General features: G+C 64.8%; 22 protein-coding genes. 7 read left to right on the top strand and 15 right to left on the bottom strand.

Annotation, left to right across the window (positions count from 1 at the left end; translation table 11 throughout):
• Positions 1 to 34 precede the first annotated feature (34 nt).
• On the bottom strand, positions 35 to 1324 hold the full coding sequence (locus tag CH295_RS09275; RefSeq protein ID WP_094740498.1) for an MFS transporter: 1290 nt from the start codon (positions 1322 to 1324) through the stop codon (positions 35 to 37).
• Positions 1325 to 1348: 24 nt separating this feature from the next.
• On the bottom strand, positions 1349 to 2278 hold the full coding sequence (locus tag CH295_RS09270) for an NAD-dependent epimerase/dehydratase family protein (protein ID WP_094740497.1): 930 nt from the start codon (positions 2276 to 2278) through the stop codon (positions 1349 to 1351).
• Positions 2279 to 2396: 118 nt separating this feature from the next.
• Here CH295_RS09270 and CH295_RS09265 point away from each other — a divergent pair, with 118 nt between their 5' ends.
• Together CH295_RS09265 and CH295_RS09260 are read left to right on the top strand one after the other, a co-directional pair.
• Entirely contained in the window at positions 2397 to 3089 is a 693-nt protein-coding gene (locus CH295_RS09265; protein ID WP_094740496.1) for a TetR/AcrR family transcriptional regulator, read from the top strand.
• Between the two features lie 48 nt (positions 3090 to 3137).
• Positions 3138 to 3755, top strand: coding sequence for a YqgE/AlgH family protein (locus CH295_RS09260; protein WP_037195706.1), 618 nt, complete (start codon positions 3138 to 3140; stop codon positions 3753 to 3755).
• A 26-nt stretch (positions 3756 to 3781) separates the two neighbouring features.
• On the opposite strand, the gene gad is transcribed toward CH295_RS09260, so the two are convergent.
• From gad to CH295_RS09240, 4 genes are read right to left on the bottom strand one after another with little or no spacing between them, the layout of a single operon-like run.
• Positions 3782 to 5143: a glutamate decarboxylase gene (gene gad, locus CH295_RS09255; RefSeq protein ID WP_094740495.1), complete on the bottom strand. Its 1362-nt coding sequence runs from the start codon at positions 5141 to 5143 to the stop codon at positions 3782 to 3784.
• A gap of 36 nt (positions 5144 to 5179) precedes the next feature.
• Entirely contained in the window at positions 5180 to 6181 is a 1002-nt protein-coding gene (locus tag CH295_RS09250; RefSeq protein WP_094740494.1) for a bile acid:sodium symporter family protein, read from the bottom strand.
• 9 nt (positions 6182 to 6190) lie between these two features.
• Positions 6191 to 7171, bottom strand: coding sequence for a DUF1648 domain-containing protein (locus tag CH295_RS09245; RefSeq protein WP_094740493.1), 981 nt, complete (start codon positions 7169 to 7171; stop codon positions 6191 to 6193).
• Between the two features lie 4 nt (positions 7172 to 7175).
• Positions 7176 to 7580, bottom strand: coding sequence for an SdpI family protein (locus tag CH295_RS09240; protein WP_037195704.1), 405 nt, complete (start codon positions 7578 to 7580; stop codon positions 7176 to 7178).
• A 68-nt stretch (positions 7581 to 7648) separates the two neighbouring features.
• Between CH295_RS09240 and leuS the strand changes: the two genes are divergently transcribed.
• Both leuS and CH295_RS09230 read left to right on the top strand, forming a co-directional pair.
• Positions 7649 to 10471: a leucine--tRNA ligase gene (leuS, locus tag CH295_RS09235; RefSeq protein ID WP_094740492.1), complete on the top strand. Its 2823-nt coding sequence runs from the start codon at positions 7649 to 7651 to the stop codon at positions 10469 to 10471.
• A gap of 81 nt (positions 10472 to 10552) precedes the next feature.
• The gene (locus CH295_RS09230) at positions 10553 to 11827 is read left to right on the top strand and encodes a lipase family protein (RefSeq protein WP_094740491.1); all 1275 of its coding nucleotides are present in this window, start codon (positions 10553 to 10555) and stop codon (positions 11825 to 11827) included.
• A 28-nt stretch (positions 11828 to 11855) separates the two neighbouring features.
• Here CH295_RS09230 and CH295_RS09225 read toward each other — a convergent pair whose 3' ends face one another.
• The 3 genes from CH295_RS09225 to CH295_RS09215 form a co-directional block, all read right to left on the bottom strand.
• Positions 11856 to 12281, bottom strand: coding sequence for a pyridoxamine 5'-phosphate oxidase family protein (locus CH295_RS09225; protein WP_094740490.1), 426 nt, complete (start codon positions 12279 to 12281; stop codon positions 11856 to 11858).
• A gap of 66 nt (positions 12282 to 12347) precedes the next feature.
• Positions 12348 to 13607 (bottom strand): TetR/AcrR family transcriptional regulator, encoded by a 1260-nt coding sequence (locus CH295_RS09220; RefSeq protein WP_094740489.1) that lies wholly within the window; start codon positions 13605 to 13607, stop codon positions 12348 to 12350.
• A gap of 416 nt (positions 13608 to 14023) precedes the next feature.
• The gene (locus CH295_RS09215; protein ID WP_252341975.1) at positions 14024 to 15628 is read right to left on the bottom strand and encodes a DHA2 family efflux MFS transporter permease subunit; all 1605 of its coding nucleotides are present in this window, start codon (positions 15626 to 15628) and stop codon (positions 14024 to 14026) included.
• 119 nt (positions 15629 to 15747) lie between these two features.
• On the opposite strand from CH295_RS09215, the gene CH295_RS09210 reads away from it, so the two are divergent.
• Positions 15748 to 16224: a MarR family winged helix-turn-helix transcriptional regulator gene (locus CH295_RS09210; protein ID WP_212556157.1), complete on the top strand. Its 477-nt coding sequence runs from the start codon at positions 15748 to 15750 to the stop codon at positions 16222 to 16224.
• Positions 16225 to 16386: 162 nt separating this feature from the next.
• Here the strand turns inward: CH295_RS09210 and CH295_RS09205 are convergent, their stop codons facing one another.
• Entirely contained in the window at positions 16387 to 17058 is a 672-nt protein-coding gene (locus CH295_RS09205; protein WP_094740487.1) for an SDR family oxidoreductase, read from the bottom strand.
• Between the two features lie 22 nt (positions 17059 to 17080).
• Positions 17081 to 17596 (bottom strand): DinB family protein, encoded by a 516-nt coding sequence (locus CH295_RS09200; RefSeq protein WP_094740486.1) that lies wholly within the window; start codon positions 17594 to 17596, stop codon positions 17081 to 17083.
• 108 nt (positions 17597 to 17704) lie between these two features.
• On the opposite strand from CH295_RS09200, the gene ggh reads away from it, so the two are divergent.
• Positions 17705 to 19042 carry a glucosylglycerate hydrolase gene (ggh, locus tag CH295_RS09195; RefSeq protein ID WP_094632204.1) on the top strand — a complete coding sequence of 446 codons (1338 nt, stop codon included), beginning with the start codon at positions 17705 to 17707 and terminating at the stop codon, positions 19040 to 19042.
• Positions 19043 to 19051: 9 nt separating this feature from the next.
• Here ggh and CH295_RS09190 read toward each other — a convergent pair whose 3' ends face one another.
• Complete coding sequence (locus CH295_RS09190) at positions 19052 to 19738, bottom strand: thioesterase domain-containing protein (RefSeq protein ID WP_094740595.1); 687 nt, start codon at positions 19736 to 19738, stop codon at positions 19052 to 19054.
• A gap of 195 nt (positions 19739 to 19933) precedes the next feature.
• Between CH295_RS09190 and CH295_RS09185 the strand changes: the two genes are divergently transcribed.
• Positions 19934 to 20644: a glycoside hydrolase family 25 protein gene (locus CH295_RS09185; RefSeq protein ID WP_170945837.1), complete on the top strand. Its 711-nt coding sequence runs from the start codon at positions 19934 to 19936 to the stop codon at positions 20642 to 20644.
• A 114-nt stretch (positions 20645 to 20758) separates the two neighbouring features.
• On the opposite strand, the gene CH295_RS09180 is transcribed toward CH295_RS09185, so the two are convergent.
• The 3 genes from CH295_RS09180 to CH295_RS09170 all read right to left on the bottom strand — a co-directional run bounded on the left by CH295_RS09180 (position 20759) and on the right by CH295_RS09170 (position 25435).
• Positions 20759 to 22816: a PhoX family protein gene (locus tag CH295_RS09180; protein ID WP_094632208.1), complete on the bottom strand. Its 2058-nt coding sequence runs from the start codon at positions 22814 to 22816 to the stop codon at positions 20759 to 20761.
• Positions 22817 to 22896: 80 nt separating this feature from the next.
• Complete coding sequence (locus CH295_RS09175; RefSeq protein WP_037195243.1) at positions 22897 to 23625, bottom strand: amino acid ABC transporter ATP-binding protein; 729 nt, start codon at positions 23623 to 23625, stop codon at positions 22897 to 22899.
• A 1-nt stretch (position 23626) separates the two neighbouring features.
• The gene (locus CH295_RS09170; protein ID WP_094740485.1) at positions 23627 to 25435 is read right to left on the bottom strand and encodes an ABC transporter substrate-binding protein/permease; all 1809 of its coding nucleotides are present in this window, start codon (positions 25433 to 25435) and stop codon (positions 23627 to 23629) included.
• Between the last annotated feature and the right edge of the window lie 54 nt (positions 25436 to 25489).

Below are 25489 nucleotides of genomic sequence, written 5' to 3'. Positions count from 1 at the left end.
AACCTATCGGTCCGATACGGAAAGGTACACCACGTCAGCGGCGTGTGTGCCCGGTGTTCATCACCGCTGCGGCCAGGCCGAGAGCGTAGATACCGGCCCCGACGAACACCAGGATGTGCGCGGTGGGGTCCTGGCTCAGATCGGTCGTGTCCGGGCCGACCGCGACCGCCGCAGCAGCGAGGGCAGCGACGAATGCGACGTTGAACACGGTGTCCTGCAACGCGAAAACGCGTCCACGATGGGCGTCGTCGATCTCTATCTGCATGGCAGCGTCGCCACTGAGTTTGACGGTCTGCCCGGCGATGCCCAGAAGGAAGGCTCCGATCAGCAAGCTGGTCTGCGTCAGACCCGATACGGCACCGAGCTGCGCCACGATGGCGAGCACAAGAGCGGCGGCGATCGTGCGGGTGCGCCCGAAACGGGGAACGGCGAAGGGGGTGATCAGGGCGGCGAGGAACATGCCGATCGCCGTGGCACCGACAGCGATGCCGAAGCCGGCCAGGCCGCCGGGCAGCGAGCTCTCCACTGCGCTCTCGCGAAGAATCAACACCATGATCAGCGTATTGATACCGAACACGATGCGGTGCGCACCGATGCCGAGCATCGCGGTCGTGACACCGGCGGAGCGCCAGACGGCCTGTGCGCCCGATTTCAGCCCTGCAGCAACGTCTTTCAGCGGACTGTCGGTGCGGCTCTCGACGCCCGGTCCGAGTGACCGTGGTCGGAAGCGGGCCGCAGCGATCGCCCCGACGATCGATCCGGTGGCGGCGAGACCGACTGCGATGCCCGAACCGAGATCCCCTGCGCCGACGAGACCGATCACCGCGACCGCGAGGCCCGCACCTGCCGCTGCGAAACCGGATCCGACGGTCGCCAGTACCGAGTTCATCGGCACCAGCCACGATTGCCGAATCACGTGTGGCAAGGACGCCGAGGCGCCGGCCAGTACGAATCTGCTCAGCCCTACAGTGGCCAGCGCCAGGAGCAACAGCGGTGTCGAGTCCACCCCGGCACACAGCAGCAGCGCGGTGGCCATGATCAGGACAATGCGGATCAGATTGGCCCACAGCAGGACCGACCGCCGATCCCATCGATCCAGTAGTGCTCCGGCGAACGGCCCCACGAGCGAATACGGGACGAGCAGCACCGCGAACCCGGCCGCGATCTCGGCAGGATTCGTCGCGCGCTCCGGGTTGAACAGAATGGCACCGCTGAGCGCGGCCTGGAACAACCCGTCGCCGAACTGACCGGCGAACCTGATGGTGGTCAGCTTGCCGACCCCCGGAGATTCGCGTAGCCGGGTACGGAAGGAAGCGTCGCTCACCGACGGGACTTTAGCCCCCGCCCGTCATACGGAGACGGCGGGAGTCGCGGCCCACCACGCCATTGTTGCGGCAGTGCCGTCGCCGAGTGACGTCGGCTGCTGCCCGAGGATCGCCTCGCTGCTGTCCGAATCGAGAACGTAGGGGTAGCGGAACTGGTAGAGGGTGTCGCCGAGTTCCTTCATCGGTCCGGGCACCGCGCTCAGCAGTCGCAGTGCCCAGGCCGGAATGATGCCGACCTTCGGAGACGGTAATTGTGCTGCAGCCGAAAACATTTCGATCATCTCTCGCTGTGACACCGCAGGCGCGGTGGGCGCATGCAGGACGGTGTTCCACAGCGACGGCGACGCCGCGGCCGTGATCATCGCGGCTGCCAGATCCGGGACGTAGGTGAACGAGTGGGGCAGATCGGCAGAGGCCAAGACGCGGACCGGTTTGCCGGCCAGAATCGGCGCGATCACCCGCTCACCCATGTGCGAGGTCAACACACGCGGCCCGTAGAAATCCGAGGCAGCGACGCTGACGGTGGGTGTCGAGTGCGCGTCGCGTGCGGCCAACAGTTGGGTGCGCACCCCCAGCTTGCGGAACGTCGCGTCGCGGGGTGAGTCCTCGCGTATCGGTCCGTCGACCCGGCCGTAGGCGTACAGACTTTCGGGGAACGCGACGACGGTGCCCGCGGCCGCGTCGAGCACGCGGTGTTCCATCGCGACGAGCTTGTTCCGCCACACCGTGTTCTCGTACGCGACGTGGGTGCAGTGGTAGACGGCGGTGGCACCGCTCAGGTGGGGTCGAAGGTCATCGGATTCGATGTCCACAACGCGGCGTTCGATCATCGGGTGCTCGGGGCCGCTGCCGGATCGAGTGAGTACTCGCACCGAACGACCCTGTGCAGCAAGCTGTTCGGCGACCGTCCAGCCGACAGGTCCGGCTCCGGTGACGACGTGAAGTTCGGTCATGATCGCTCCATTCGAGGTAAACGAGAGCGGTGCTCTCTGATACGTCGAGTCTGCACCCATGGCTGCACAAAAGCAAGAGCACTGCTCTCTTAAAAGAGCAGGAGTTACTGTGAGTGCCATGGCGAGCACTCCCCGCACCCGAGCCCGCGCTCAGACCCTGGCCGACATCACGCGCATCGGACGCGAACACCTGGCCGCCGACGGCGCCGCGGCCCTGTCGTTGCGCGCCGTCGCGCGGGACCTCGGAGTCGTGTCCTCGGCCGTCTACCGATACGTCGCCAGTCGCGACGAGCTGCTGACCCTGCTCGTCGTCGACGGATACACCGAGCTCGGCGACACCGTCGACGCAGCGGTGGACGCAGCGGACGGACCCAAGGAGAAATTCCTCGCGCTCGGCCGGACGGTGCGGCAGTGGGGATTGCGGGAGCCGGCGCGCTACGCATTGCTGTTCGGCAGCCCGGTGCCCGGCTATCACGCCCCCGCGGAGCAGACCACCGGGCCGGGCACCCGAGTGATCACCACGTTGGTGGCCGTCCTGCACTCGGCGTGGCAGACACGTCGACCGGACGTCGAGGCCGATCCGCCCGAGCTGGCGTCACTGCACGGCAGCTTCGAGGACATTCGTGCACAGATGGAGATGGATCTGCCCGACGAGCTGATCGCACTGGGAGTCATGGTGTGGGCGTCACTGTTCGGGGCCATCAGCTTCGATGTGTTCGATCAGTACGGAGCCACGACGTTCGCCAGCAGGGACGATCTGTTCGAGTATCAGTTGGGACTTCTTGCCGATATCGCCGGACTCGACTCATGAGGACTGGCCGTATCGCTTGCGCCACATCCGCGGGTGCTCGGTGCCACAATGATGAGCGTGGCATCGCATGCGGAGGAACCCGAGGACCAGACGGCGTCGGCCTTGCGCGATGTTCGTCCCGGCAGTCTGTTGGTGTCGTCCATCGAACTCGTGGAGCCCACGTTCAGGCGCACCGTCATCTACATCATCGAACACAACGACGCGGGCAGCCTCGGTGTCGTGATCAATCGTCCCAGTGAGACGGCGGTGCAGAACGTACTGCCCAACTGGTCCGAGCTGGCAGCCAAGCCGCAGGCGTTGTACGTCGGTGGCCCGGTCAAGCGCGATTCCGCCCTGTGCCTGGCGACGCTGCGGACCGGTGTGTCGATCGACGGCGTTCCCGGTCTGCGCCGCGTCGACGGCCGAGTGGTGATGGTCGATCTCGATTCCGATCCAGCCGATATCGGCCCACTCATCGAGGGTGTACGCATCTTCGCCGGATATTCGGGCTGGACGTTCGGTCAACTCGAAGGCGAACTCGATCGCGAGGACTGGATGGTGGTGTCGGCCTTGGCATCCGACGTGATCGGTCCGCCGCGAATCGACTTGTGGGCGCACGTTTTGCGCCGGCAGCCGATGCCGTTGGCGTTGCTCGCGTCCCACCCGATCGATGTCGAGCGGAACTGAGTGCGGCTTCACCACTGCCGCAGGCACTAGTGAGCGAAAGCCTGCGCGGTCGAGTGGCCACCGGATTTCAGTCCGGCGATCACTTCGTCGATGGCGATGCACAGCATTCGGCCCAGGTCCGCGCTGAAGCCCTCTCGAACGACGATTCGGAGTACGGCGACGTCGGTGGCGTTGTCGGGCATCGTGTACGCCGGCACCTGCCATCCGCGGGCACGTAGCTCGTGGGAGACGTCGAAGACGGTGAAACCGCAATGGTCCTTCAACATGAACGACAGGACCGGGATGGCCGACCCGTCGGTGATCACCTCGATGTCGGGATGCTTGTCGAGGTGTCGGCTGACGCGAACGGCCGTGTCGCGCAGTGCTTTCATGATGTCGGTGTAGCCGGACCTGCCCAGGCGCAGGAAGTTGTAGTACTGCCCGATCACCTGGTTGCCCGGCCTGGAGAAGTTCAGCGTGAAGGTGGGCATGTCTCCGCCGAGGTAATTGACGCGGAAGACGAGGTCCTCGGGGAGGTCTTCCTTGGTTCGCCAGACGGCGAATCCGATTCCCGGATAGGTCAGTCCGTATTTGTGACCGCTGGCGTTGATGGACTTGACCCGAGGCAACCGGAAGTCCCACACGAGCTCCGGGTACAGAAACGGTACGACGAATCCGCCACTGGCCGCGTCCACATGGACCGGTACGTCCGGCCCACCGCCGTCGGCGATCTCGTCGAGTACAGCGCAGATTTCCTGTACCGGTTCGAGTTCCCCGGTGAACGTGGTGCCGAGGATCGCGACGACACCGATGGTGTTCTCGTCCACCACGTCTCGAACCTGTTCCGGGGTGATGACGTAGCGACCGCGCTCGACCGGAAGGTACTTCGGCTCCACGTCGAAGTAGCGGCAGAATTTCTCCCACACCACCTGAACATTGCTGCCCAAGACCAGATTCGGAGTGCCGGTGCCGGCTCCTTTGGCTCGCCAGCGCCACTTGAGCGCCAATCCGGCCAACATGACGGCCTCACTGGATCCGATCGTCGAGACCCCCGTGGCCGACGACGGGTCCTCCCGGTCGAGTCCCGGCGCGTGGAACAGATCGGCAACGATGTTGACGCAGCGTTCCTCGATGGCGGCGGTGGACGGATATTCGTCCTTGTCGATCATGTTCTTGTCGAACGTCTCGGCCATGAGTTTCTCGGCCTGGGGATCCATCCACGTGGTGACGAACGTCGCCAGATTCAGGCGCGAGCTGCCGTCGAGCATCAGTTCGTCGTGGATGTAGCGGTAGGCGGCGTCGGGGTCGAGCTGTTCCTCGGGAAGTCGCAGTGCGGGTACGGGATTGGTGGCGAGGCGGCCGGTGTAGGCCGCAGAGACGATACCGTCGGCATGGATTTTCCTGGTCATCGTCTTCTCCCGTGATCGGCTCGAGTGACACCCAATCTAGCCCGCGACGCTGCCCACCGGGCTCTGTTCCGTTTCCGGTCGTCGCGCGAAATGCTGGGCGATCACGGTGCACACCATCAGCTGAATCTGGTGGAAGATCAACAGCGGCAGCACGATCAGTCCGACGGGTTGGCCGACGAACAGCACAGCGGCCATCGGTAGCCCGCTGGCCAGGCTCTTCTTGGATCCGCAGAACAGCAGTACCACCCGATCCTCGAAGGGGAAGCCCAACCACTTGCCTCCGTACCAGGTGATCACCAGCACCAGGGCGAGCAACGCAGCGCACACTGCGACGACGACGCCGATGCGCCACACCGCCACCGAGGACCACACGTTCTGGTTCATGGATTCGCTGAATGCGGCGAAGACGACCAGCAGGATCGAACCGCGGTCGACGAGTTTCGTCGGCGCGCTGTGCCGGGTGAGCCAGCCTGTCACCCAGGGCCGGATGAGCTGACCGACGGCGAACGGAAGCAGTAGTTGCAGGGCGATGTCGAGTACCGAGCTGGGGTCGATGGTCACGGAACCGGTCGTGGTCATCAGGGCGATCACGAGCAGTGGGGTGACGAAGACGCCGATGATGTTGGAGAACGAGGCGCTCACCACGGCACCGGCGACGTTGCCGCGGGCGATGGAGGTGAAGGCGATGGAGGACTGCACGGTCGAGGGGACCAGGCAGAGGAACAGCATTCCGGTGTAGAGGTCGTCGCTGATGACGCCGGGGACGAGGATCCGCAGGGCCAGCCCGAGCGCCGGGAACAGCAGGTACGTACACGCCAGGATCACCGAGTGCAGCCGCCAGTGTTTGACGCCGTTCCAGGCGTCGCGGGGCGAGAGTCGGGCGCCGTAGATCAGGAACAGCAGCGCAATGACGATGCGCGTCACCCAGCCCAGTACGTCCCCCGCTGTGCCGGTCGCCGGGAAGAGGCTCGCCAGCGCTGCGACCGCGAAGATTCCCAACAGGAAGGGATCCAGCACGGTATCCCGCAACAACTTCACTCGGCTAACTTAATCCACCGTGGCGCTGCGAGTGCGGGCGGTCAATGAGTTGAGAGTGCCTGCGATCTTCTTTGCGTCGGCAGAACCGATGGTGAGCCGGTCCCCGTTGGCGAAGGTGACGAAGGCCGCGGGGCCGGCCTCGGTGGCGACGGCGTAGTTTCCGCGTCCCTTGGCCCGCAGACCCCAACCGCCGAACTCCTTCGAGGGATCGACCGCCCGAACCGAGGCGCCGGTGATCTCGTCGATTCCGTAATCGAATGCCGCCATGCCCAGGCTCGAGACGAAGAGGCCGTCGCTGTCGATGTGCACGGTGAATCGCAGCAACGACAGAATCAGAATCGTCAGTGGGGCGAACAGGAAGATCGGCCACAGTGAGCTGGACAGATAGCACGTCAGAGCGGCCCCGGCCAGGGACACTGCCACGACGGTGATACCGGCGATGCGACTGGCACCGACGCGGACCACCAGGGGTAATTCGGGGCTGCACCGCGGGAGATCGGAATGCGGCGCAGACGTGGCGACGACGCGTTCGCGGTGGTCACGCAGTCGCGACGCGCCGAACAGCCCGGCCGCGAAGCCGACGACGGTCCCCACCGCGATGGCCCAACCGGGGATGGTGACGCTCTGCGCGGTCGGCATGTCCAGTTCGCGAACAAGGGTCGCGATCTGCAGAACACCGATCAGCCCGACGACGGTCAGCCCGATGATCAGCATCGTGCGACGCATGATCAGCAGCACCCGAGCCAACGACGCGACGGCGCTGCACCCGCCGCCCACCAGCACGATCACGATCGCAAGGGTCCAGGCGTTGGAGAGCGGATTGGAGAAGTCGTCCGGTTCGGTGCCGCTGAAGTGAGTGGCGACCTCCTCCGGCAGGCGGCCTTGCCACAGGTATGCCAGGACGAGTCCGAGTGCGGCTACCGCAAGGGGGACGACGACGCCGAAGACGACTCCGGCCGGGTCGAACGTGCGTAGTGCCTTCGCCTTCATCTGCTCAGCTCGGCTGGCAGGCGTCCTTGAGGCTGCACGAGATGCACGAGCTTCCGCATCCGTCCGCCTCGGCGGGTGGCGGAACGGCCGCTGCTGCGCGGGCCCCGATGGATCCGCCGGCCGCGGCGATGAACAGCGCGGCCACGAGGGCAACGACGACGCCCACGACGGCGGCGATGCCGCTCAGTGCGAGAGCGGCCACGCCGCCGATGGCCAGCACCAGGGCCGATGCGGCGGTGGTGGGACCGGCGACGCGATTGGCGAGGGTGAACGTCTCGTCGTCACGCATGGCCTCGGCGGTGCGGACACCGGCGAAACGGTTGCGTGGGAGCCGGCCCAGCAGCGACGCGAGGGCGACAGCGCCGACGACGAGGGCGAGCACGAACAACACAACCGAGACGATGACCACCTGGCCAGGATACGGCGCAGCGAGGTCCTGGTACCAGCCGGGCCGCGTCACACTTTAGGCTGGTAGGTGTGACCGATTCCGTTGAAGCACCCACCGAGTCCGCCCCCGAGTACCGCTACACAGCCGAACTCGCCGGGCACATCGAGGAGCAGTGGCAGGACCTGTGGGAGACACAGGGCACTTTCGACGCTCCGAACCCGGTCGGAACCCTCGCCGGAGACGTCCCGAAGGACAAGCTGTTCGTCCAGGACATGTTCCCGTACCCCTCGGGCAGCGGCCTGCATGTCGGTCACCCTCTCGGTTACATCGCCACCGACGTGTTCGCGCGGTATCACCGCATGCAGGGTCGCAACGTGCTCCACGCACTGGGCTACGACGCGTTCGGTCTGCCGGCCGAGCAGTACGCCGTGCAGACGGGCACGCACCCGCGCAGCACCACCGAGGACAACATCACCAACATGCGACGCCAGTTGCGTCGGCTGGGCCTCGGACACGATCGCCGACGGTCCCTGGCGACGACGGACGTCGACTTCTACCACTGGACACAGTGGATCTTCCTGCAGATCTTCAACTCGTGGTTCGACGCGGACCTCGGCAAAGCGCGGCCCATCTCGGAACTCGAGGCGGCGTTCGCCTCGGGTGAGCGCACGTTGGACGACGGCCGTTCCTGGGACTCGCTGACCGTCGGCGAGCGTCGTGAGGTGATCGACGGCTTCCGTCTGGTGTACGAGTCCAACTCGATGGTCAACTGGTGCCCCGGTCTGGGTACGGTGCTCGCCAACGAGGAGGTCACCGCCGACGGACGCAGTGATCGCGGCAACTTCCCGGTGTTCCGAAAGAACCTGCGGCAGTGGATGATGCGCATCACCGCGTACTCCGACCGCCTGGTCGACGACCTCGAGTACCTGGATTGGCCCGAGAAGGTCAAGACCATGCAGCGCAACTGGATCGGGCGATCGCGCGGTGCCCAGGTCTCGTTCTCGAACATCGAGGTGTTCACCACCCGCCCGGACACGCTGTTCGGTGCGACCTACGTGGTGCTCGCCCCCGAGCACGAACTGGTCGACGGGTTGGTTGCTCCCGAGTGGCCTTCCGACGTGTCCGACAAGTGGACGGGCAGAGCCGCCACTCCCGCGGAAGCCGTTGCGGCATATCGCGCGTCGATCGCCGCCAAGTCGGATCTGGAGCGGCAGGAGAACAAGGAGAAGACCGGCGTCTTCATCGGTGCCTACGTGAGCAACCCGGTCAACGGTGAGCAGGTGCCGGTGTTCATCGCCGACTACGTGCTCACGGGCTACGGCACCGGTGCGATCATGGCTGTACCCGGGCACGACGCACGCGACTGGGAGTTCGCCACGGCGTTCGGTCTGCCTGTGCGCGAGGTCATTTCGGGCGGAGACGTCACCGAGGCGGCATATGTCGGCGACGGCGCGCTGGTGAACTCCGACTTCCTCGACGGCCTGCCCGTGGACGAGGCCAAGGCTGCCGTCATCGCGCGGTTGGAGGCCGACGGCACCGGCCGCGGCACCATTCAGTACAAGCTGCGCGACTGGCTGTTCGCTCGCCAGCGCTACTGGGGTGAGCCCTTCCCGATCGTCTGGGACTCCGAGGGCAACCCGCATGGCCTGCCGGATTCCGCTCTGCCGGTGGAACTTCCGGAGGTCGAGAACTACGCACCGGTCTCGTTCGATCCCGACGACGCCGGCTCCGAGCCGTCCCCGCCGTTGGCGAAGGCCAGCGAGTGGGTCAACGTCGAACTCGATCTGGGCGACGGGTTGCAGACCTACACCCGCGACACCAACGTCATGCCGCAGTGGGCCGGTAGTTCCTGGTACCAGCTGCGCTACATCGACCCCACCAACTCCGAGGCCTTCGCCGACCCCGAGAACGAAAAGTACTGGGTCGGACCGCGTCCGGAGATCCACGGACCGAACGATCCCGGCGGAGTCGATCTCTACGTCGGTGGCGTCGAGCATGCGGTGCTGCACCTGCTGTACTCGCGCTTCTGGCACAAGGTGCTCTTCGATCTGGGCCACGTCAGCTCGAGCGAGCCGTACCGTCGCCTCTACAACCAGGGCTACATCCAGGCCTACGCCTACACCGATGCGCGCGGCGTCTACGTGCCCGCGGCCGAGGTGATCGAGCGCGATGGCGGCTACTTCTATCAGGACCAGCCCGTCAACCGTGAATACGGCAAAATGGGTAAGTCCCTGAAGAACTCGGTCTCCCCCGACGAGATCTTCGCCGAGTACGGTGCCGACACCCTGCGCTTCTACGAGATGTCGATGGGGCCGCTGGACACCTCACGGCCGTGGGCGACCAAGGACGTCGTCGGCGCGCAGCGGTTCCTGCAGCGCGTCTGGCGACTGGCGCTCGACGAGGTGACCGGCGAGGTCCGCGTCACCGACGACAAGCCGACCGAGGACACGCTGCGGGTGTTGAACCGTGTGATCGACGGTGTGCACGCGGATTACGCTGCGCTGCGCGACAATACGGCCGGTGCCAAGCTCATCGAGCTGACCAACCACATCACCAAGGCGTACCCCGACGGTGCGCCGCGCGGAGTGGTGGAGCCACTGATCCTGATGCTCGCTCCGCTCGCCCCGCACCTGTCCGAGGAACTGTGGAGCAAGCTCGGTCACGAGAAGTCGTTGGCGCACGGGCCCTTCCCGCGCGTGGAGAAGAAGTGGCTGGTCGCCGATACCGTCGACTACCCCATCCAGGTCAACGGCAAGGTCCGCAGCCGCATCACCGTCCCCGCGGATGCGACGAAGGACGACGTCGAGAAGACGGCTTTGGCCGACGAGAAAATCGTGGCCCTGCTCGACGGCAAGGCCCCGACCAAGATCATCGTGATCCCGGGTCGAATGGTGAACATCGTCCTGAAGTGACCCTCCGCCGAACTCGAAGTTGTGGATGAAAATCTGGCGATTTCCGTCCATAACTTCGAGGTCGGGGCTTTAATTTGTTCCATGTCACAGGTCGGTAAAGGATTCGCGACGAGGCTGGTGGCCTTCGTCGTCCTGGTTCTCGGGTCCGTCACGCTCGTGAGTGTCCCTGTTGCACAGGCAGATCCGGGGCCCGGCTCACCGATTCCGGCCGACGATCCGTTCTACGATTGGGACGGCGGCCTGGACGTCTCCCCGGGAACGGTGCTTCGGTCGAGGCCCATGACGTTCCGTACCCCCACCCAGCCGACCCCGATCACGGGTAGCCAGGTGCTGTACAGAACTACCGATCAGCAAGGTGACGGAGTCGTCACGGTCGCCACCGTCCTGCGACCCTTGGTCCCCGGGCCGACGCGGATCGTCTCGTACCACATGGCGTACGACGCCCTCGGCTCTCAGTGCAATCCCTCGTACACACTCAGCGGCGGGTCCACGAGTCCCATCGCCGGCGCGGAACAGGCGGTCATTGCAGGCTACCTCGCAGCGGGCTACACCGTCGTCGTGCCGGATTACGAGGGTGAGGAGCTCGAGTGGACGATCGGGCGGCAGTCGGGTTACGCAGCGCTGGATGGCATTCGTGCGGCTCAGTCCTTCCTACAGCTTCCGTCGAGCACACCCGTCGGCATGGTCGGATACTCCGGAGGCTCCGTCCCGACGCAGTGGGGTGCCGAGATTGCCCCCGAGTACGCACCCGAGCTGAACCTCGTCGGAGCGGCTGCCGGCGGACTGCCCGTCGACCTGGCTCACAACCTGCCGTACGTCAGCGGAAGCAAGGAGTGGGCGGGCGTCATCCCGGCGCTGATCGTCGCCTACGAACGCGCCTACGGTCTCGACCTGGACGATTTTATCTCCGACTACGGCCGCCAGGTGATCGATCAGGTCGATCAGGAGTGCATCGCCCAGTTCGCCGACGACTACCCGACACTCACCGACGCGTCGATGGTCAAGGCGCCGTACACCTCCATGCTCGACGTGCCCGAGGTGGTGGCGGCGATCGACGACAACATCATGGGTAGCCAGGGCACTCCGCGGACGCCGATGTTCCTGGCTGTCGGGCACGCCGATCCGATCGGCGATTCCGTCATGATCACCGCGGATGTACAGGGACTGGCGTACGAATACTGCGGCCGGGGCGTCGATGTGCAGTATGCGCAGTACGACGGTTTGACGCACAGCGAAGCCTTCCCGGCATTCGAGGCTCAGAGTCTGCAGTTCTTGACCGAGCGGTTTGCCGGTGGGCCGACGTACAGCAACTGCGCGACCATCCCGCCCGGCAACGCCCTGACACCGACTTCTTGATACAGGAAGACGGTACTGGCGCGTTCTCTCAGATCGCGCCCAGATCGGCCGACAGCCAATGCTCCGGCTGCAGGTGGAACACCACGTTCTCTTCGTGCTCGCTGTTGGCCATCTCGAGGTAGCCGTCGACCTTCTCCGGCGGTAGGTAGCGGGCAGCCATGGCGCGTAGTAGCTCCGGCGTACTCGGCTCTTCCCGCGCAACCGGTCCCTCGACGGACACGTATCTGATCGTCGGATTCGACTGCTCGATCATGAGGGTGAACCGCCTTGCAGCTCTGATCAATTCGGCTTTTCTGGACGTCTTGCCGGTGAGAACCCAGGCCTGGCCGCCAGGTGTGTAGTCGTACCAGATGGGGACGGTCAACGGACCACGATCCGGGCCCGCGGCCACGGACAGCGCGGCGACGTGAGACTCGGCCAGAAACTCTTCGCGTTCTGCCTTCGACAGTGCCATGACTCAACCGTAGGACTTTCGCAGACCGAGTTCCAGACCTGCGGCGGACCTTCGGGTCGGGTGATGTCAGGGCGTCCTGGTCGATACTCCCGGCATCAGTACTCGCAGCACACCGGTGACGACGTCGCACGCGGTGTCGTCAGGGCGCGTCAGGCATCGGAAGAGAACGTTGTTGGTCAGCATGATTGCCACCTCGGGCACGGGTGCCTCGTCGCCGAACACACCGATTTCGCGTCCGCGTTCGAGGATGGGGACGACGGCGGCGGGTAGATACAGGTTCTCCATGACTGTCGTGATCGTGCTCGGCTGCTGGAACTGCTCGAAGCTCAAGGCGAGGAGCATTCCCGAGCTCATCGCGCGGTTCTGAATCACGAACTCCGCCAGCGAGATCAGGGTGCGTTGCAGCGCAACGGCGGGCTCGATGCCGAGGCGCTCGTCGGCTCGACGCAACCGTAGGACGCGATCGAACTCGGGCTTCAGTGCGGCGACGATGATGTCGACTTTGCTGGGAAACAGGCGTCGAAGATCCCCGACTCGGATTCGTGCTGCTGCAGCGATGTCGGTGAGCGTGACCAGGAAGTATCCGTTGTCGAGGAAGAGCGCCTCCGTCGCCGCGATGACGTCGGCCTCCAGATCGGGGCGGAGGAAAGCGGCATCCTCGAGCGCGTCGACGGGTTCGGGTTCGGGCGAATTTCGATCGGAATGCACCGGGTCGATGGCCCATCGCAGTATCGAGGTGACTGTGTTGGCTACTTCCCCCGTGGCAACCGAACCGGGCGTGAGCATCTCGCGGAGCGCGTAGCCATCGAGAAGTGCGCCCAGGGCAGTGGACAGGGACGTCAACGACAACGGCCGACGCACGGACCCACCCTGGGCCTGGATCGCCTGACCCACCACGGTGCGGAAGTCTGCATCGAGTCGATCGAACTCCGGGGTGACGGCCTTGCGGGCTCCGTCGTGGTCGGCTGCGAACAGCACGGCGATGAGGCGGCGTCGCATCAATCCCGACGTCAGGTCATCGAACAGGGCGGACACAGGGGCAGCCGCGTCGCGCAAGCCGGTCGTCGGATCGGTGGATGCGACGGTCCCGCTGTAGTTCACGGTGAGGTTGTCGAGAAGGTCCGCGACGAATGCTTCCTTACCGCCCGAACCGCCGCTGCGGGAATTGCCCGGGTACGTGTTGTGAAACGTCTGGTGTGACAGACCGGCATCGTCGACGACATCCGCTATGGATATCGAGCGCGCCAGATCGGTCGTGTCCAGCTCAGCCAGTAACCGGTACGCGGATTGCAGAAACTGGTCACGCGGGGTCGGTCTGGAGTTCACGACTACCGCCCCTTCAGGTCCGAACAGCACAACATTGCGAGAAGAACGGTAGCAACCTCGTCTGCGTCACCCTCATGGCCTTGTTCAGTGGCGGAAACGTGCGCTCGCGACGGATAGCGGACCTCCCGCGGGCGGGCCGGGGTTTGTCAAGTCGGAGAGGAGAGTTCGGTATCCACCCTGGAGGTGGTGATCTCGCGTCGAGGAGAATCGAGGCGACACTCATCTTTCGATGTTCCGGTTCGTTTCGGTGCTGAGATGCCCTGCGGTAGTGCGGGGTTGCCTGTTCGCCTCGTAGAACATCTCGACGAATGTGCTCGAGCGCGATGGCTGTTCGCGACGGCAATCCGGATCTTTCTGCGGCTCGGCGCAGTGGGACCGGCTGCTCGTGTTTTCGTCCTGTGGTGACGATCGTAAGTTCACAGGCCGGCACCATCGTTGCGGACGATCGATTCTGTCGGAGTGGGCCTGTTCGGAATCAGGGCGGTGGCGATCAAGCCGATCACGACGAAGCCTGCCGCGATGTAGCCGCCGAGGGTGATGCCGTGAGTCATGGCAGCGCGAGCAGCGTCGGCGACGAACTCGGTTTCGGGTCGGCCGGCGTATCCCGCTATTGCGCCGCCGGCGCTGTCGGTGACCGACCGCGTGAGAGCGTCGGCGTCCTGTGCTCCGGCCAGGCTGTCCCGGAGTCGGGAGCCGAGGGTGGTGAAGAACGTGGTGGTCAATACGGCGATACCGAGCGCGGATCCCAACTGACGGAAGGCACTCTGGATACCGGAGCCTTGGCCGGCGCTGGATTCGGGCACATCGTTGAGCACGACGTTGGTGACCTGCGCGGTGGCGAATCCGACTCCGATTCCATAGAAGAACAACACGAGAGCGATGTGCCACCACGGACTGTCCACCGCGGCGACGAGGCCGAGGCCCGCAAGACCGATCACTTCCAACGCCAGTCCGAGCCGAACGAGGTTGAGCGGAGTCACTTTCGCGGCCAGCCCGAAGCTGGCACCGCTGGCGACGAAGCTGCCGATTGCAATCGGCACGAGCATCAGTCCGGCCTGTAGGGCGCTGTACCCGAGCGTGAATTGAAGCCACAGCGGTAGCACCGCGATGATGCCGAATTCTCCGAGACCGATCAGCAAGGTCGCGATGTTCCCTCCGCGGAACGACGCGATGGCGAACAGTCGGGTATTCATCAGTGCTTCGCCGGCCTGCTCGCCTCGACTGAGAGCGCGTTGGCGCAGCGTGAAAGCGATGAGCGACAACACCGATACGACCAGTGCCACGAACACCGGCGACAGACCACCGCTCCAGCTGACACCGAACGCGTCGAACGGTTCGGACGAGGTGATCCAGCCGTAGGTTCTTCCCTCGATCAAACCGAACGCCAGCAGGCCCAGGCCTGCAATCGACAGTAGTGCGCCGAGAACATCGACTCGCCCACTGCCACGGGGGGAACGGTCGAGGAACAGGACGGAACCGATCAGGATGAGAACTACGAGTGGGATGTTGATTCCGAATGCCCAACGCCAGGAGGCATGTTCGGCAAGCCATCCACCGAGCAGTGGACCCAGGGCCGACGCGGCCCCGATGGTCGACCCCCACACTGCAAACGCCTGTCCACGCGCTTGGCCGGTGAACATCGAGTTCAACAGCGCCAGCGAGGTCGGCAGAATCAGTGCGGCACCTGCACCTTGGAGGAATCTGGCACCGATGAGTAGGCCGCCACTCGAGGCAAGTCCTGCGAGCAAGCTCGACAGTCCGAAGACCACGACACCGATCAGAAATATACGGCGAGCTCCGATGATGTCGGAGATGCGTCCCACCAGTAGCAGCAGCGCGGCGAAGATGATGGCGTAGGACTCTTGAATCCATTGCGACTGAGCGGAATTGACGCCGAGATCATCGATGATCGAGGGGACGATGACATTGACGATGGTGGTGTCGACCACGATCAGTGCAACTCCGAGGGCGATTGCGATCAGCCCCAACCAGCGCCGGGTGGATTGGGAAATTCCGGTCACGAATACCTCCATAGTAAAGTAGCTTGATGGTGAAGTTACTTTGGAGCGCAGTAAAGTGTCAACTCGGACCCGGTGCGTCGGATTGGGCGTGTGTGCGAAAAGAAGGGTGAAGGAGTTCGATGGCCGATCAACATCCCGATATCGCCGAGCAACGCGCGCGATTGATGGAGGGGCTTCGGATCTACGGGTCGGCGTTCAACCAGTTCGGTCGACGGTTCTCTCAGTGGGCAGGTTTGCACGCCACCGACGGTGAAGCCCTGATGGAGATCGTCTACGCCGAGGAACGCGGTCGGCCGTTGTCACCATCCCGATTGGCCGAGCGAGTGTTGCTCACCTCGGGCGCGACGACGTCGTTGATCGACCGACTCGAACGTGCCGGGCACGTCGTGCGGACCAGAGAAGGGTCTGACCGCCGAACGGTAACCCTACGCAGCGGGTCGAACGTGCACGAGATGGCCGAGCAATTCTTCGGCCCCCTCGGACACCGTCTCGACGCGATGATGGCCACCCACGACCCTGAACTTCTGGCCCAATTCGAAAGCTTCCTCAGCGAGCTGACCACGACGATGCAAGCACAACTCGACGACCCTCGGTGAACCGCACGCCCACAGAGCAACACAGCGCTGAACGGGTGCTCACCGAAGGCGCGCGGAGGATGCAATTCAGCGTCTTACGCCAAACCACCTATTATGAGCGGAAACTCGACCCCTACTACGAGGCCGGAGTGGAGCCTGCGCAACGACCGAGGGCATTTCCACTCACCTGGTGCGCAGCACCACTTCCGTGGGATGAGCGTCGGCAGGCGTATCGATCGCATTGCGCACTGCACGGGCAACGGTGCTGGGCTGCAAGAACTTCGAGCCGTCGTACTCCCCACCCTCGTGCGCGACGATTTCCCGCTGCATCTCGGTGTCGATGCGTCCCGGATGCAGTGAGGTCACGCGAAGCGCCGGCTCTTCCTGCCGCAGTGCATCCCCGAAGGCCCGCAGTGCGAACTTGCTCGCCGCGTAACCGCCCCAACCGGGGTTCGCGCGAATGCCGGCACCCGAATTGATCAGCACCACATGACCGTTCGCCTTTCGCAGCGCCGGCAGCAGCAGCCGGGTCAGCTCGACGACGGCGATGACGTTCACCTCGTACTGTCGCCGCCAATCCTCGGCCGTCGACTCCTCGACCGTCCCCAGCGCCGCGATTCCGGCGTTGTGCACCAACACGTCCAGAGAATCGATGCCCGCCGCGGCCGCCGCCACCGCGTCGGGATCGGTCAGCTCCACCGGCCACGGGGTGGATCCGGCCAGTTCCGACGCGATCGGTGCGAGAGACTCGGTCGATCGTCCGCCGAGCAGGACGTGGTGATCCGGGGCGAGCAGTCGGGCGATGTGGGCCCCGAGGCCACGGCTTGCTCCGGTCACCAACGCAGTACGAGTCATACAGCCACAGTAACCAGACGGTCTAGAAGCTCATCCCCGCCGCGGCCGCCCAGGTCTGGGTGGTGTTCGAGCCGTCGAGTTCTTCGCGAATGATGTCTGCGTGTCCCGCGTGTTGGGAGATCTCGCGCAGGATGTGCAGCACTGTGAATCGCGCACTCTGCCACATGCGTTCGGGTGCCCAGGGTGCCGTCGGCACCGGGACCGACAGGTCGAGGTCCAACGTCTCCAGCGCAGCCGAGGTGGAGCGTGCCACCTCTTCCCATTCGGCGATCAACCCCGCGACCGTTTCGTTCTCGGCCATGACGTATTCGCCACCGGCGGATTCCATGTCGAACTCGGCCGTGTCGTCGAGTTCGGCGATCACCTTCATCCAGTGCCGTTCGTTGCTGATCACGTGATGCAGCAGTCCGCCGAGGGTGAGCTCGCTGGCGGTCGTTCGGGTGTGCGCCTGTTCTTCGCTGATGCCGCGGACCGTGATGAGGAAGTTCGCGCGCTGTTCGGCGAGCATTTTCTCGATGTCGGTGTTCTCGGTGGCCATTGTTTCCTCCTGGGTGGGCTGGTGAAAACCACTGTAGGAAGGATCGCGGACAGGGTCGGTCCGCAATCGAAACGAGCGGAATCGCGCGCGCGGACGCAAACTGTCTGCATGGGCGATCGAGGTTTCACTTCCACGCAGTTGGCGGCGCGCGCGGCATATCTGCTCAGGGGCAACGACCTGGGTACCATGACCAGCGCGGCCCCGAGGCTGTATCCGCACATGTGGAGTTGGGACGCGGCGTTCGTTTCCGTCGGGCTGGCACCGCTGAGTGTCGAGCGCGCCGTGGTGGAAATGGACACGCTGCTCTCGGCGCAGTGGAAGAACGGGATGATCCCGCACATCGTCTTCGCCAACGGTGTCGACGGATACTTTCCCGGTCCGGCGCGGTGGGCCACCGGCACGCTCGCCCCGCACGCGCCGATGAACCCGCAGACCTCGGGCATCACCCAGCCACCGGTGCACGCGATTGCCGTGCAGCGCATCCTCGATCATTCCAAGCGCCACGGACGCACGACGCGTGCCGTCGCCGAGGAGTTTCTCGATCGACGCTGGGGTGATCTGGTGCGGTGGCATCGCTGGCTAGCCCAGGCCCGCGACGTCGACGACAACGGAAGAGTCGCCGTCTTCCACGGCTGGGAGTCGGGGATGGACAATTCGCCACGGTGGGATTCGGCCTACGCGAACGTGGTTCCCGGAGAGATGGATCCGTACTTTCGGGAGGACAAGGCGGTCATCTCCGATGCCTCCCAGCGGCCCAGCAATCTCGAGTACGACCGCTACATCTGGCTCGTCGAGGAGATGAAGCAGGTCGGGTACGACGACGACGCATTGAAGACGAAAATGAGCTTTGCCGTCGAAGATGTGTTCGTCAGCGCCATCTTCGCGGTGGCCTGCGATGTGCTCGCGACCATCGGCGAGGACCATTCGCGTCCCCACTCCGATGTTCGGGAGCTGCGGTCGTGGGCGGAGAAGTTCCGCAAGGGAGTCATCGCGACGACGGACGCGCGCTCCGGTGGGGCCCGTGACTTCGATCTGCGGACGGGTCAGTGGATCGGCACCGAGACCATCGCGATGTTCGCTCCGTTGCTGTGCGGCGGACTGCCGCGCGAGCAGGAGCGCAACCTACTGCGGATCTTCGAGGGCACACGATTCTGTGGACATCCGGATCTGCGGTACGCGGTTCCGCCGTCGACGTCGCCGGTGTCGAAGGATTTCCGTGCCCGTGAGTATTGGCGCGGGCCGGTATGGCCGGTGATGACGTGGCTGTTCTCGTGGGCGTTTGCGCGTCGGGGGTGGTCGGAGCGGTCACTGTCGCTGCGCGACGAAGGCTTGCGCCAGGCCAGCGACGGCAGCTTCGCCGAGTACTACGAGCCGTTCACGGGCAAGCCGCTCGGCAGCATGCAGCAATCCTGGACGGCCGCGGCCGTGCTGGACTGGCTGGGGTAGCGAGCAGGGTCAGTCGAGGTAGCTCTCGACGAGAGGGCCGACGACGTCGAACGAGGTTGCGTCGGGCACGAGGTACTTGGCGACGGTGCCGCAGACGAAGGGATGCCACGCGGAACCGGAGTCGGTGCCCAGGGACGAGACGGCCAGGATGTCGCCGAAGTAGATGCCGGGCAGGTGGCGCTGGACGAGTTCGTCGTTGTGCGACGCGACGGCGAGCAGTTCCTCGACATGGCTGCGATCGATCTCGTCGCCCATGGCTCCGAGGAGATCTACGCCCTCGGCGCGGGCCAGCACAGGGTCGCTGTCCAGCAGCGTCAGTGCGCCGACGGTGATGCCCCGGTTCTGCAGTTCGACGGCGATGGCGTGGGCGAGAACTCCACCGAACGACATGCCCAGAAGGTGGACGGCACCGTCGGTCTGGATGCGAGCGATGTCGTCGGCGTACTGCGCCGCCAGTGCTGCGAAGGATTCGGCGCGCTCACCGGACGCGGGTACCTGGACGCCGTAGATGGGGCGGTCGTCGTCGACGTGAGCTGCCAGACCCACGTAGCAGTCGACCAGACCCACCAGGGGATGGATGCAGAACACAGGGTCGAGGTGTCCGGTGCTTCGGATCGGCGCGATGGTCGGCACCGCGTAGTCGGACGGGTCGAGTTCCGTGAGAGCCAGATGCGAGAGATCGTTCACGACAGTCATGGGTGCGCCTCCGAGCCAAGAGATGTAGTTCGTGTTTCCATTGGGTTTGTTCGTGCCGACTCTGGGTATGTCGCTGTCGGCAGCGTGAGTGTTACCCACGTCTCATCAGTGACGACTCAACCACGTCTGTGAACAGAGTGCATTAGTGACTGTTCACCATTGAGTGCCCAGGTCCGGGCCCCTAATCTCACCCGAGTGGTCTTCTCCCGCACGTTGCGTGCCCTGTTCGGATTGTTGTCGGTCGGTGTCATCGCCTGTGCTGCGCCAGGGATAGCGTCCGCCGTTCCGCAGGGACCGGACGTCTCGTCGTGGCAACACATCGACGGCACCGCGATCGATTGGCACGCCGTCAAGGCTGCAGGCCACGGATTCGCGATGGTCAAGGCCACCGAAGGGCTGGATTACGTCAACCCGTTTTTCGTCGAGGATTCCGTCGTCATGCGTACGGCGAACGTGGCGCGCGGGGCGTACCACTACGCCGATGTGACGCTCTCGCCAGAGTTGCAGGGCGCGTACTACTCGGCACTGGTGCTGGGCATCAACGGACCTGGCGATCTGCCGCCCGTGCTCGACCTCGAAGATGCGAAGGGCCGGTCGCCAGCCGAGGTGATCGACTGGACGCACCGGTACCTCGATACCGTCCAGACGCTGACCGGCCGTCAGCCGATCATCTACACCTATCCGAACTTCTGGCGGACGGCGATGGCCGACACCCACGAGTTCAACAACTATCCGCTGTGGATCGCCGACTACGACGACGAGCTGGGGCCGCTGCCCGGCGGCTGGACTCAGTGGCTGTTCTGGCAGTTCACCGATCGCGGCACGATTCCCGGAATCGACGGGCGTACCGACGTCAATCACTACGCGGGCACGCCGGAATCGTTGAGGGCACTGGCTCGTTGGTGACGCCCGTCCACCTGTACGTCTCGCAACCACACCAGTAGCGCGAGAACGGAAAAGCGCCCGCAGTCGACTGCTTTCGACTGCGGGCGCTTTCGGTTCACTGCCGATTCCGAACTGCTACGCAGACTTCCACACTGCGACGACGGAGGGCCGCGGCTGGGTGTCGCCGCCGTCGGGCCAATGCGAGATCGGTGCGTCGGCGGTGGCGTCGTCGCTCTCGCCCGGGTGCTGTACGCACACCACGACCCGCTCGTCGGAGACGATGGGACCGCAGGTCTCACCGCCGGCGGGAACCGTCAGGAACTGGCGGGTCTCACCTCGGCGTGGGCCGTCGAGCACTACGGCGAACAGGCCGTCGTTGGAGTCGAGAGCATTGCCGTCGGTGGAGACCCACAGGTTGCCCTTGGCGTCGAACGCCAGGTTGTCGGGGCACGAGATGGGGCTGACCTGGCTCTTGTCGAAGCCGCCGAAGTAGGTGTCGGCCTCGTTCGGGTCACCGCAGACCAGCAGCAGGTTCCAGGTGAAGGACGTGCCCGCGTGGTCGTCGTCGAGCTCGAGCACCTGACCGTTCTTGTTGGTGTTGCGGGGGTTGGCCTCGTCGGCGGCCGCCTTGCCCTCGGTGCCGCGGTTGGAGTTGTTCGTCAGCGCGACGTAGACCTTGCCGGTCACCGGGTTGGGCTCGAAGTCCTCGGGGCGGTCCATCTTGGTTGCGCCCACCTTGTCGCCTGCCTGACGGGTGAACACTGCGACCTCCTCGGCCGACATACCGTCGACGAGGGACGTGCCACGGCCGTTCTCGCCGGTCTCGAGCAGCGGGATCCACGTTCCGGTGCCACGGAATTCACCGTTGGACGGCAGGGTGCCGGATCCGTCGATCTCGTCGGGAGTATCGCCGGTGAGGGTGGCGACGTACAGCGTGCCCGCGTCGAGCAACGTCAGGTTGTTGCGCATCGCGGCCTGGCCGGTGCCGGGCATCATCTTTCGACTGGAGACGAACTTGTACATGTAGTCGAAGCGTTCGTCGTCGCCGCTGTAGGCCACCACGGTGCCGTCATCGGTGACGTGGATCGTTGCGGCCTCGTGCTTGAAACGGCCGAGCGCGGTGTGCTTGATCGGGGCCGACTGCGGATCCCACGGATTGACCTCGACGATGTATCCGAAGCGGTTGACCTCGTTGGGCTCCTGCGCCAGATCGAAGCGCTTGTCGAAGCGCTCCCACTTGCGGTCGCTCGCGGCACCTTCGACTCCGTAGCGCGAGAGACGCTGCGCCATCACGGGATCGGTGACCGACTCGGCGTTGCCGAAGTACTGGTTGAAGTTCTCCTCGCCGGAGAGCACCGTTCCCCACGGTGTCAGGCCGCCCGAGCAGTTGTTGAACGTGCCGAACACCGTGGTGCCGGTGGGGTCGACGCTCGTCTTGAGGAAATCGCTGCCCGCGGCGGGGCCGGTGACGACGAACTCGGTGGTGCCGGTGATGCGGCGGTTGTACTGCCCCATGGCAGGCGTCAGTTTGCCGGTGCCGGATTCCCCCTGCACCTGCACAACCGAAAGTCCGTGTGCGGCAAGGGCGACATCGAACTGCTCGCGGGTGGGGTTCTCCGCGTCGTAGCCCTTGAACATCGCCGGCTCGGTGCTGTATTCGTGGTTGACCACCAGTAGGTGCGCGTTGGGCGTGCCCTCGATCGGCAGCAGGCCGGCGAAGTCGTTGTTGAAGCCGAACTGCTTCTCCTGCGCAGCGGCCGTCTGGTTGTCGAAGTCGAACGCCGGTGCGCCTGCCACCACCGCGTCACCCCAGCGGATGACGACGCCTTGTTCGTAGCCCTCGGGTACCACGACCGCGTCCTCGGTGTTCGGTTCCACCGCAACGAAATCCACACCGTCGACGGGCGGGGTATCGGCACCCGACGTGCTCGAGGTTCCGCTTCCGGTGGTGGCGGGCTCGTCGGTCGAGCATGCCGCGAGAGCACTGCCCGCGCCCACGGCGAGCACTGCCATCGCTCCACCCTTGATGACGCCACGCCGCGACATCGCGGTCTTGACGATGTCGCCGAAGTACTCGCCCTTCGACGTATTGGGAATCTCGTGGAAGCACGCATCGCCGCACTTGTACTTGCACGTCAATGATGAGCGCTTGGAGCTTCCGTCGTGAACCGCGAACAAGGGTAGTGGCTTCATGACACGGCACGCTGTCACCCAAAAGCGAAAGTAAAGGAACGTTCAGGTGAAGTCGCGGACAACGAGGATGCCCTAACGTGCTACAGCACCTGCGAGAGGAAGGTCTTCAGTCGGTCGGTGTGCGGATCGTCGAACAACTGTTCCGGCGTTCCGGTTTCGACGGCGCTGCCGTGATCCATGAACAGCACCCGGTTGGACACCGATCGCGCGAATCCCATTTCGTGGGTCACCACCACCATGGTCATTCCGCCCTTGGCGAGGTCGGCCATCAATGCCAGCACGCCCTTGACCAACTCGGGGTCGAGAGCGGAGGTGGCCTCGTCGAAGAACATGACCTCGGGCTTCATGGCCAGTGCTCGCGCGATGGCGACGCGCTGCTGCTGTCCGCCGGAGAGATTGCCCGGACGCGAATCCGCCTTGTTGGCCAAACCGACCAACTCGAGCTGATCCATCGCGGCCGCGCGAGCCGCCTCCTTGGACAGGCCGAGCAGCTTCTGTGGGCCGAGGGCGATGTTGTCGGCAACGCTCTTGTGCGGGAACAGGTTGAACTGCTGGAACACCATGCCGATGCGTTGCCGCAACTGGTCGGGGTTGTCCTTCAGCACCGATTTACCGTCGAGCAGGATGTCGCCCTGCTCCGGCTCGTGCAGTCGATTGAGAGCACGCAGCAGCGTCGACTTGCCCGAGCCCGACGGTCCGATGACCGTCGTGGTCGTGCCGGCCGGGACGTCGATGCTCACCCCGCGCAGCACCTTGTTGGTACCGAAGGACAGGTGAATGTCCTTGCCCACGAGCGAAACAGAAGTCATGTCAGCCTCTTTCCACGACGACGGCCTGCTCGACCGGGTCCAGCGTCTGCTCGGCCTTGCCGGTGCGCAGTCGCTTGTCGATGTAGTTCACGAGATGGGTGAGCGGCACTGTCAGCACCAGGTAGAACAATCCGGCCGCGACGAGCGGGGACAGGTTTCCGGTCTGCGCGTTGAGATCTCGACCGACCGCGAACAGCTCACGCTGGGTGGCGAGCAATCCGAGGAAGTAGATCAGCGACGAGTCCTTGATCAGTGAGATGAACTGGTTCATCAGCGCAGGCAGGACGCGTCGGACACCCTGCGGGACGACAACCAGGTTCATCGAGCGACGACGACTGAAGCCCAGTGCCCGCGCTGCTTCCATCTGCCCGGCCTCGACGCTCTGGATACCGGATCGGAAAATTTCACCGATGTACGCCGCGGCGAGCAGCGAGAGTGCCGCAGCGCCGAGCCAGTACGGGTTGCCGCCGGTCACACCCTGCACCACCGGTCCGATGCCGAGTCCGATGATCAGAATGATGACCACGGCGGGCAATCCACGGAAGATGTCGGTGTAGACGCGCGCCGGCCAGCGCAGCCAGCGCGTGCGAGAGAGGCCGGCCAGGGCCAGCAGCATGCCCAGGACCGTACCGATGATGCCCGACGCCAACGCCAGAATCAGCGTGTTCGGCAGACCCACCTTGAACAGGTCGGGGATGGCGGACTTGTACAGCGACCAGTCGAAGAACGTGTCCCCCAGCTGCGCGAGCGTGGATTTGGGTTGAACGGCAACGGCTTCGGGAGCATTCGCGTCGTTCTGTGCTGCGATGGCGGCGAAGTCGGGTAGCTCCGGCTCGGGGGCGGCCTTGCTTCCCGGCTTGAACCCGTCGGGCAATTCGCGAGGAACCCAGTCGGAGTACAGCGTGGCCCACGTGCCGTCGGCGACGACCGCGTCGAGGCCGGAGTTCAGCGCATCGATCAGCGGCTGATTGTCGCGAGCGACGGCCCAGCCGACGAAGTTGTTCAGCGAGAACGTGTTCTGCGTGATCGCCGTGCCGTCTTCCGGCTTGACCAAGCCCTCCGCCTGCTGCGACGGGGCCACCCACGCGTCGATCTGGCCGGTCCGCAGATTGGCGTAGGCGGTGTTGTAATCCGGGAACTTCACCGGATCGAGGCCGAGCGTGTTCACCACGTAGTCGTCCTGCACGGTGCCCTGCACCACGCCGATCCTGCTGCCCGCGTTCAGGTCCTCGAACCTGCTGATCGGGCCGCCGGTCTGAGCAACGAGTGAGAAGTAGCCGAAGTCGTAGCCGTTGGTGAACCCGACGGTGTTGCGGCGCTCGTCAGTCGTTGTGATCGAGGACGAACCGACGTCGAAACGGCGGCCCGCAACCTGCGCGAGCAGACCCGAGAACTCGGTACCCGAGAAGTTGATCTGCAGGCCGAGCTTGTCGGCGACGGCCTTCAGCAGCTCGTTGTCGTAGCCGGTGTACTGGCCGGTCGAGTCCAGGCAGATGCTGGGCGGGGCGTCGGACAGGGTGCCGACGGTGAGCACTCCCGGCGTCGCCAATCCCAGAGCGTTCGTGTCCACTCGGTCCAGCGGAGTGACGTTCTCCGTCGTGTACCTGTCCTCCGTCGCGGCCGCTGCGGCAGCGTCGAAGTTCGTCGGGGTGGACGACGCACTGTCGACTCCGGGAGGGGCACACAGGTCGGTCGGACCTGCAGCCGCCTGATCATCGGAGTTCGACGTGCCACACGCGGCGAGCGTGAGGGCCATCAACAGTCCGAGAACGAGAACCACGAGCGCGCGTGAGGCGCGTACGGCAACCATGTACAAAACCCTAAGCGGACCAGGGCCCACTCACCCAAACGCGGCACGCGCAAG

Source organism: Rhodococcus sp. 14-2483-1-2 (assembly GCF_002259405.1).
Classification (GTDB): Bacteria; Actinomycetota; Actinomycetes; order Mycobacteriales; family Mycobacteriaceae; genus Rhodococcoides.
Note: the sequence above shows the minus strand (reverse complement) of the source record. Positions and strands in the feature narration are given on the sequence as shown.

Bases quoted from the DNA above. Each gene is read 5' to 3' on its own strand.
- CH295_RS09270 (WP_094740497.1), bottom strand. From the start codon at position 2,278: ATGACCGAACTTCACGTCGTCACCGGAGCCGGACCTGTCGGCTGGACG.
- CH295_RS09265 (WP_094740496.1), top strand. From the start codon at position 2,397: ATGGCGAGCACTCCCCGCACCCGAGCCCGCGCTCAGACCCTGGCCGAC.
- CH295_RS09260 (WP_037195706.1), top strand. From the start codon at position 3,138: ATGATGAGCGTGGCATCGCATGCGGAGGAACCCGAGGACCAGACGGCG.
- gad (WP_094740495.1), bottom strand. From the start codon at position 5,143: ATGACCAGGAAAATCCATGCCGACGGTATCGTCTCTGCGGCCTACACC.
- CH295_RS09245 (WP_094740493.1), bottom strand. From the start codon at position 7,171: ATGAAGGCGAAGGCACTACGCACGTTCGACCCGGCCGGAGTCGTCTTC.
- CH295_RS09230 (WP_094740491.1), top strand. From the start codon at position 10,553: ATGTCACAGGTCGGTAAAGGATTCGCGACGAGGCTGGTGGCCTTCGTC.
- CH295_RS09225 (WP_094740490.1), bottom strand. From the start codon at position 12,281: ATGGCACTGTCGAAGGCAGAACGCGAAGAGTTTCTGGCCGAGTCTCAC.
- CH295_RS09210 (WP_212556157.1), top strand. From the start codon at position 15,748: ATGGCCGATCAACATCCCGATATCGCCGAGCAACGCGCGCGATTGATG.
- CH295_RS09205 (WP_094740487.1), bottom strand. From the start codon at position 17,058: ATGACTCGTACTGCGTTGGTGACCGGAGCAAGCCGTGGCCTCGGGGCC.
- CH295_RS09200 (WP_094740486.1), bottom strand. From the start codon at position 17,596: ATGGCCACCGAGAACACCGACATCGAGAAAATGCTCGCCGAACAGCGC.
- ggh (WP_094632204.1), top strand. From the start codon at position 17,705: ATGGGCGATCGAGGTTTCACTTCCACGCAGTTGGCGGCGCGCGCGGCA.
- CH295_RS09190 (WP_094740595.1), bottom strand. From the start codon at position 19,738: ATGACTGTCGTGAACGATCTCTCGCATCTGGCTCTCACGGAACTCGAC.
- CH295_RS09180 (WP_094632208.1), bottom strand. From the start codon at position 22,816: ATGAAGCCACTACCCTTGTTCGCGGTTCACGACGGAAGCTCCAAGCGC.
- CH295_RS09175 (WP_037195243.1), bottom strand. From the start codon at position 23,625: ATGACTTCTGTTTCGCTCGTGGGCAAGGACATTCACCTGTCCTTCGGT.
- CH295_RS09170 (WP_094740485.1), bottom strand. From the start codon at position 25,435: ATGGTTGCCGTACGCGCCTCACGCGCGCTCGTGGTTCTCGTTCTCGGA.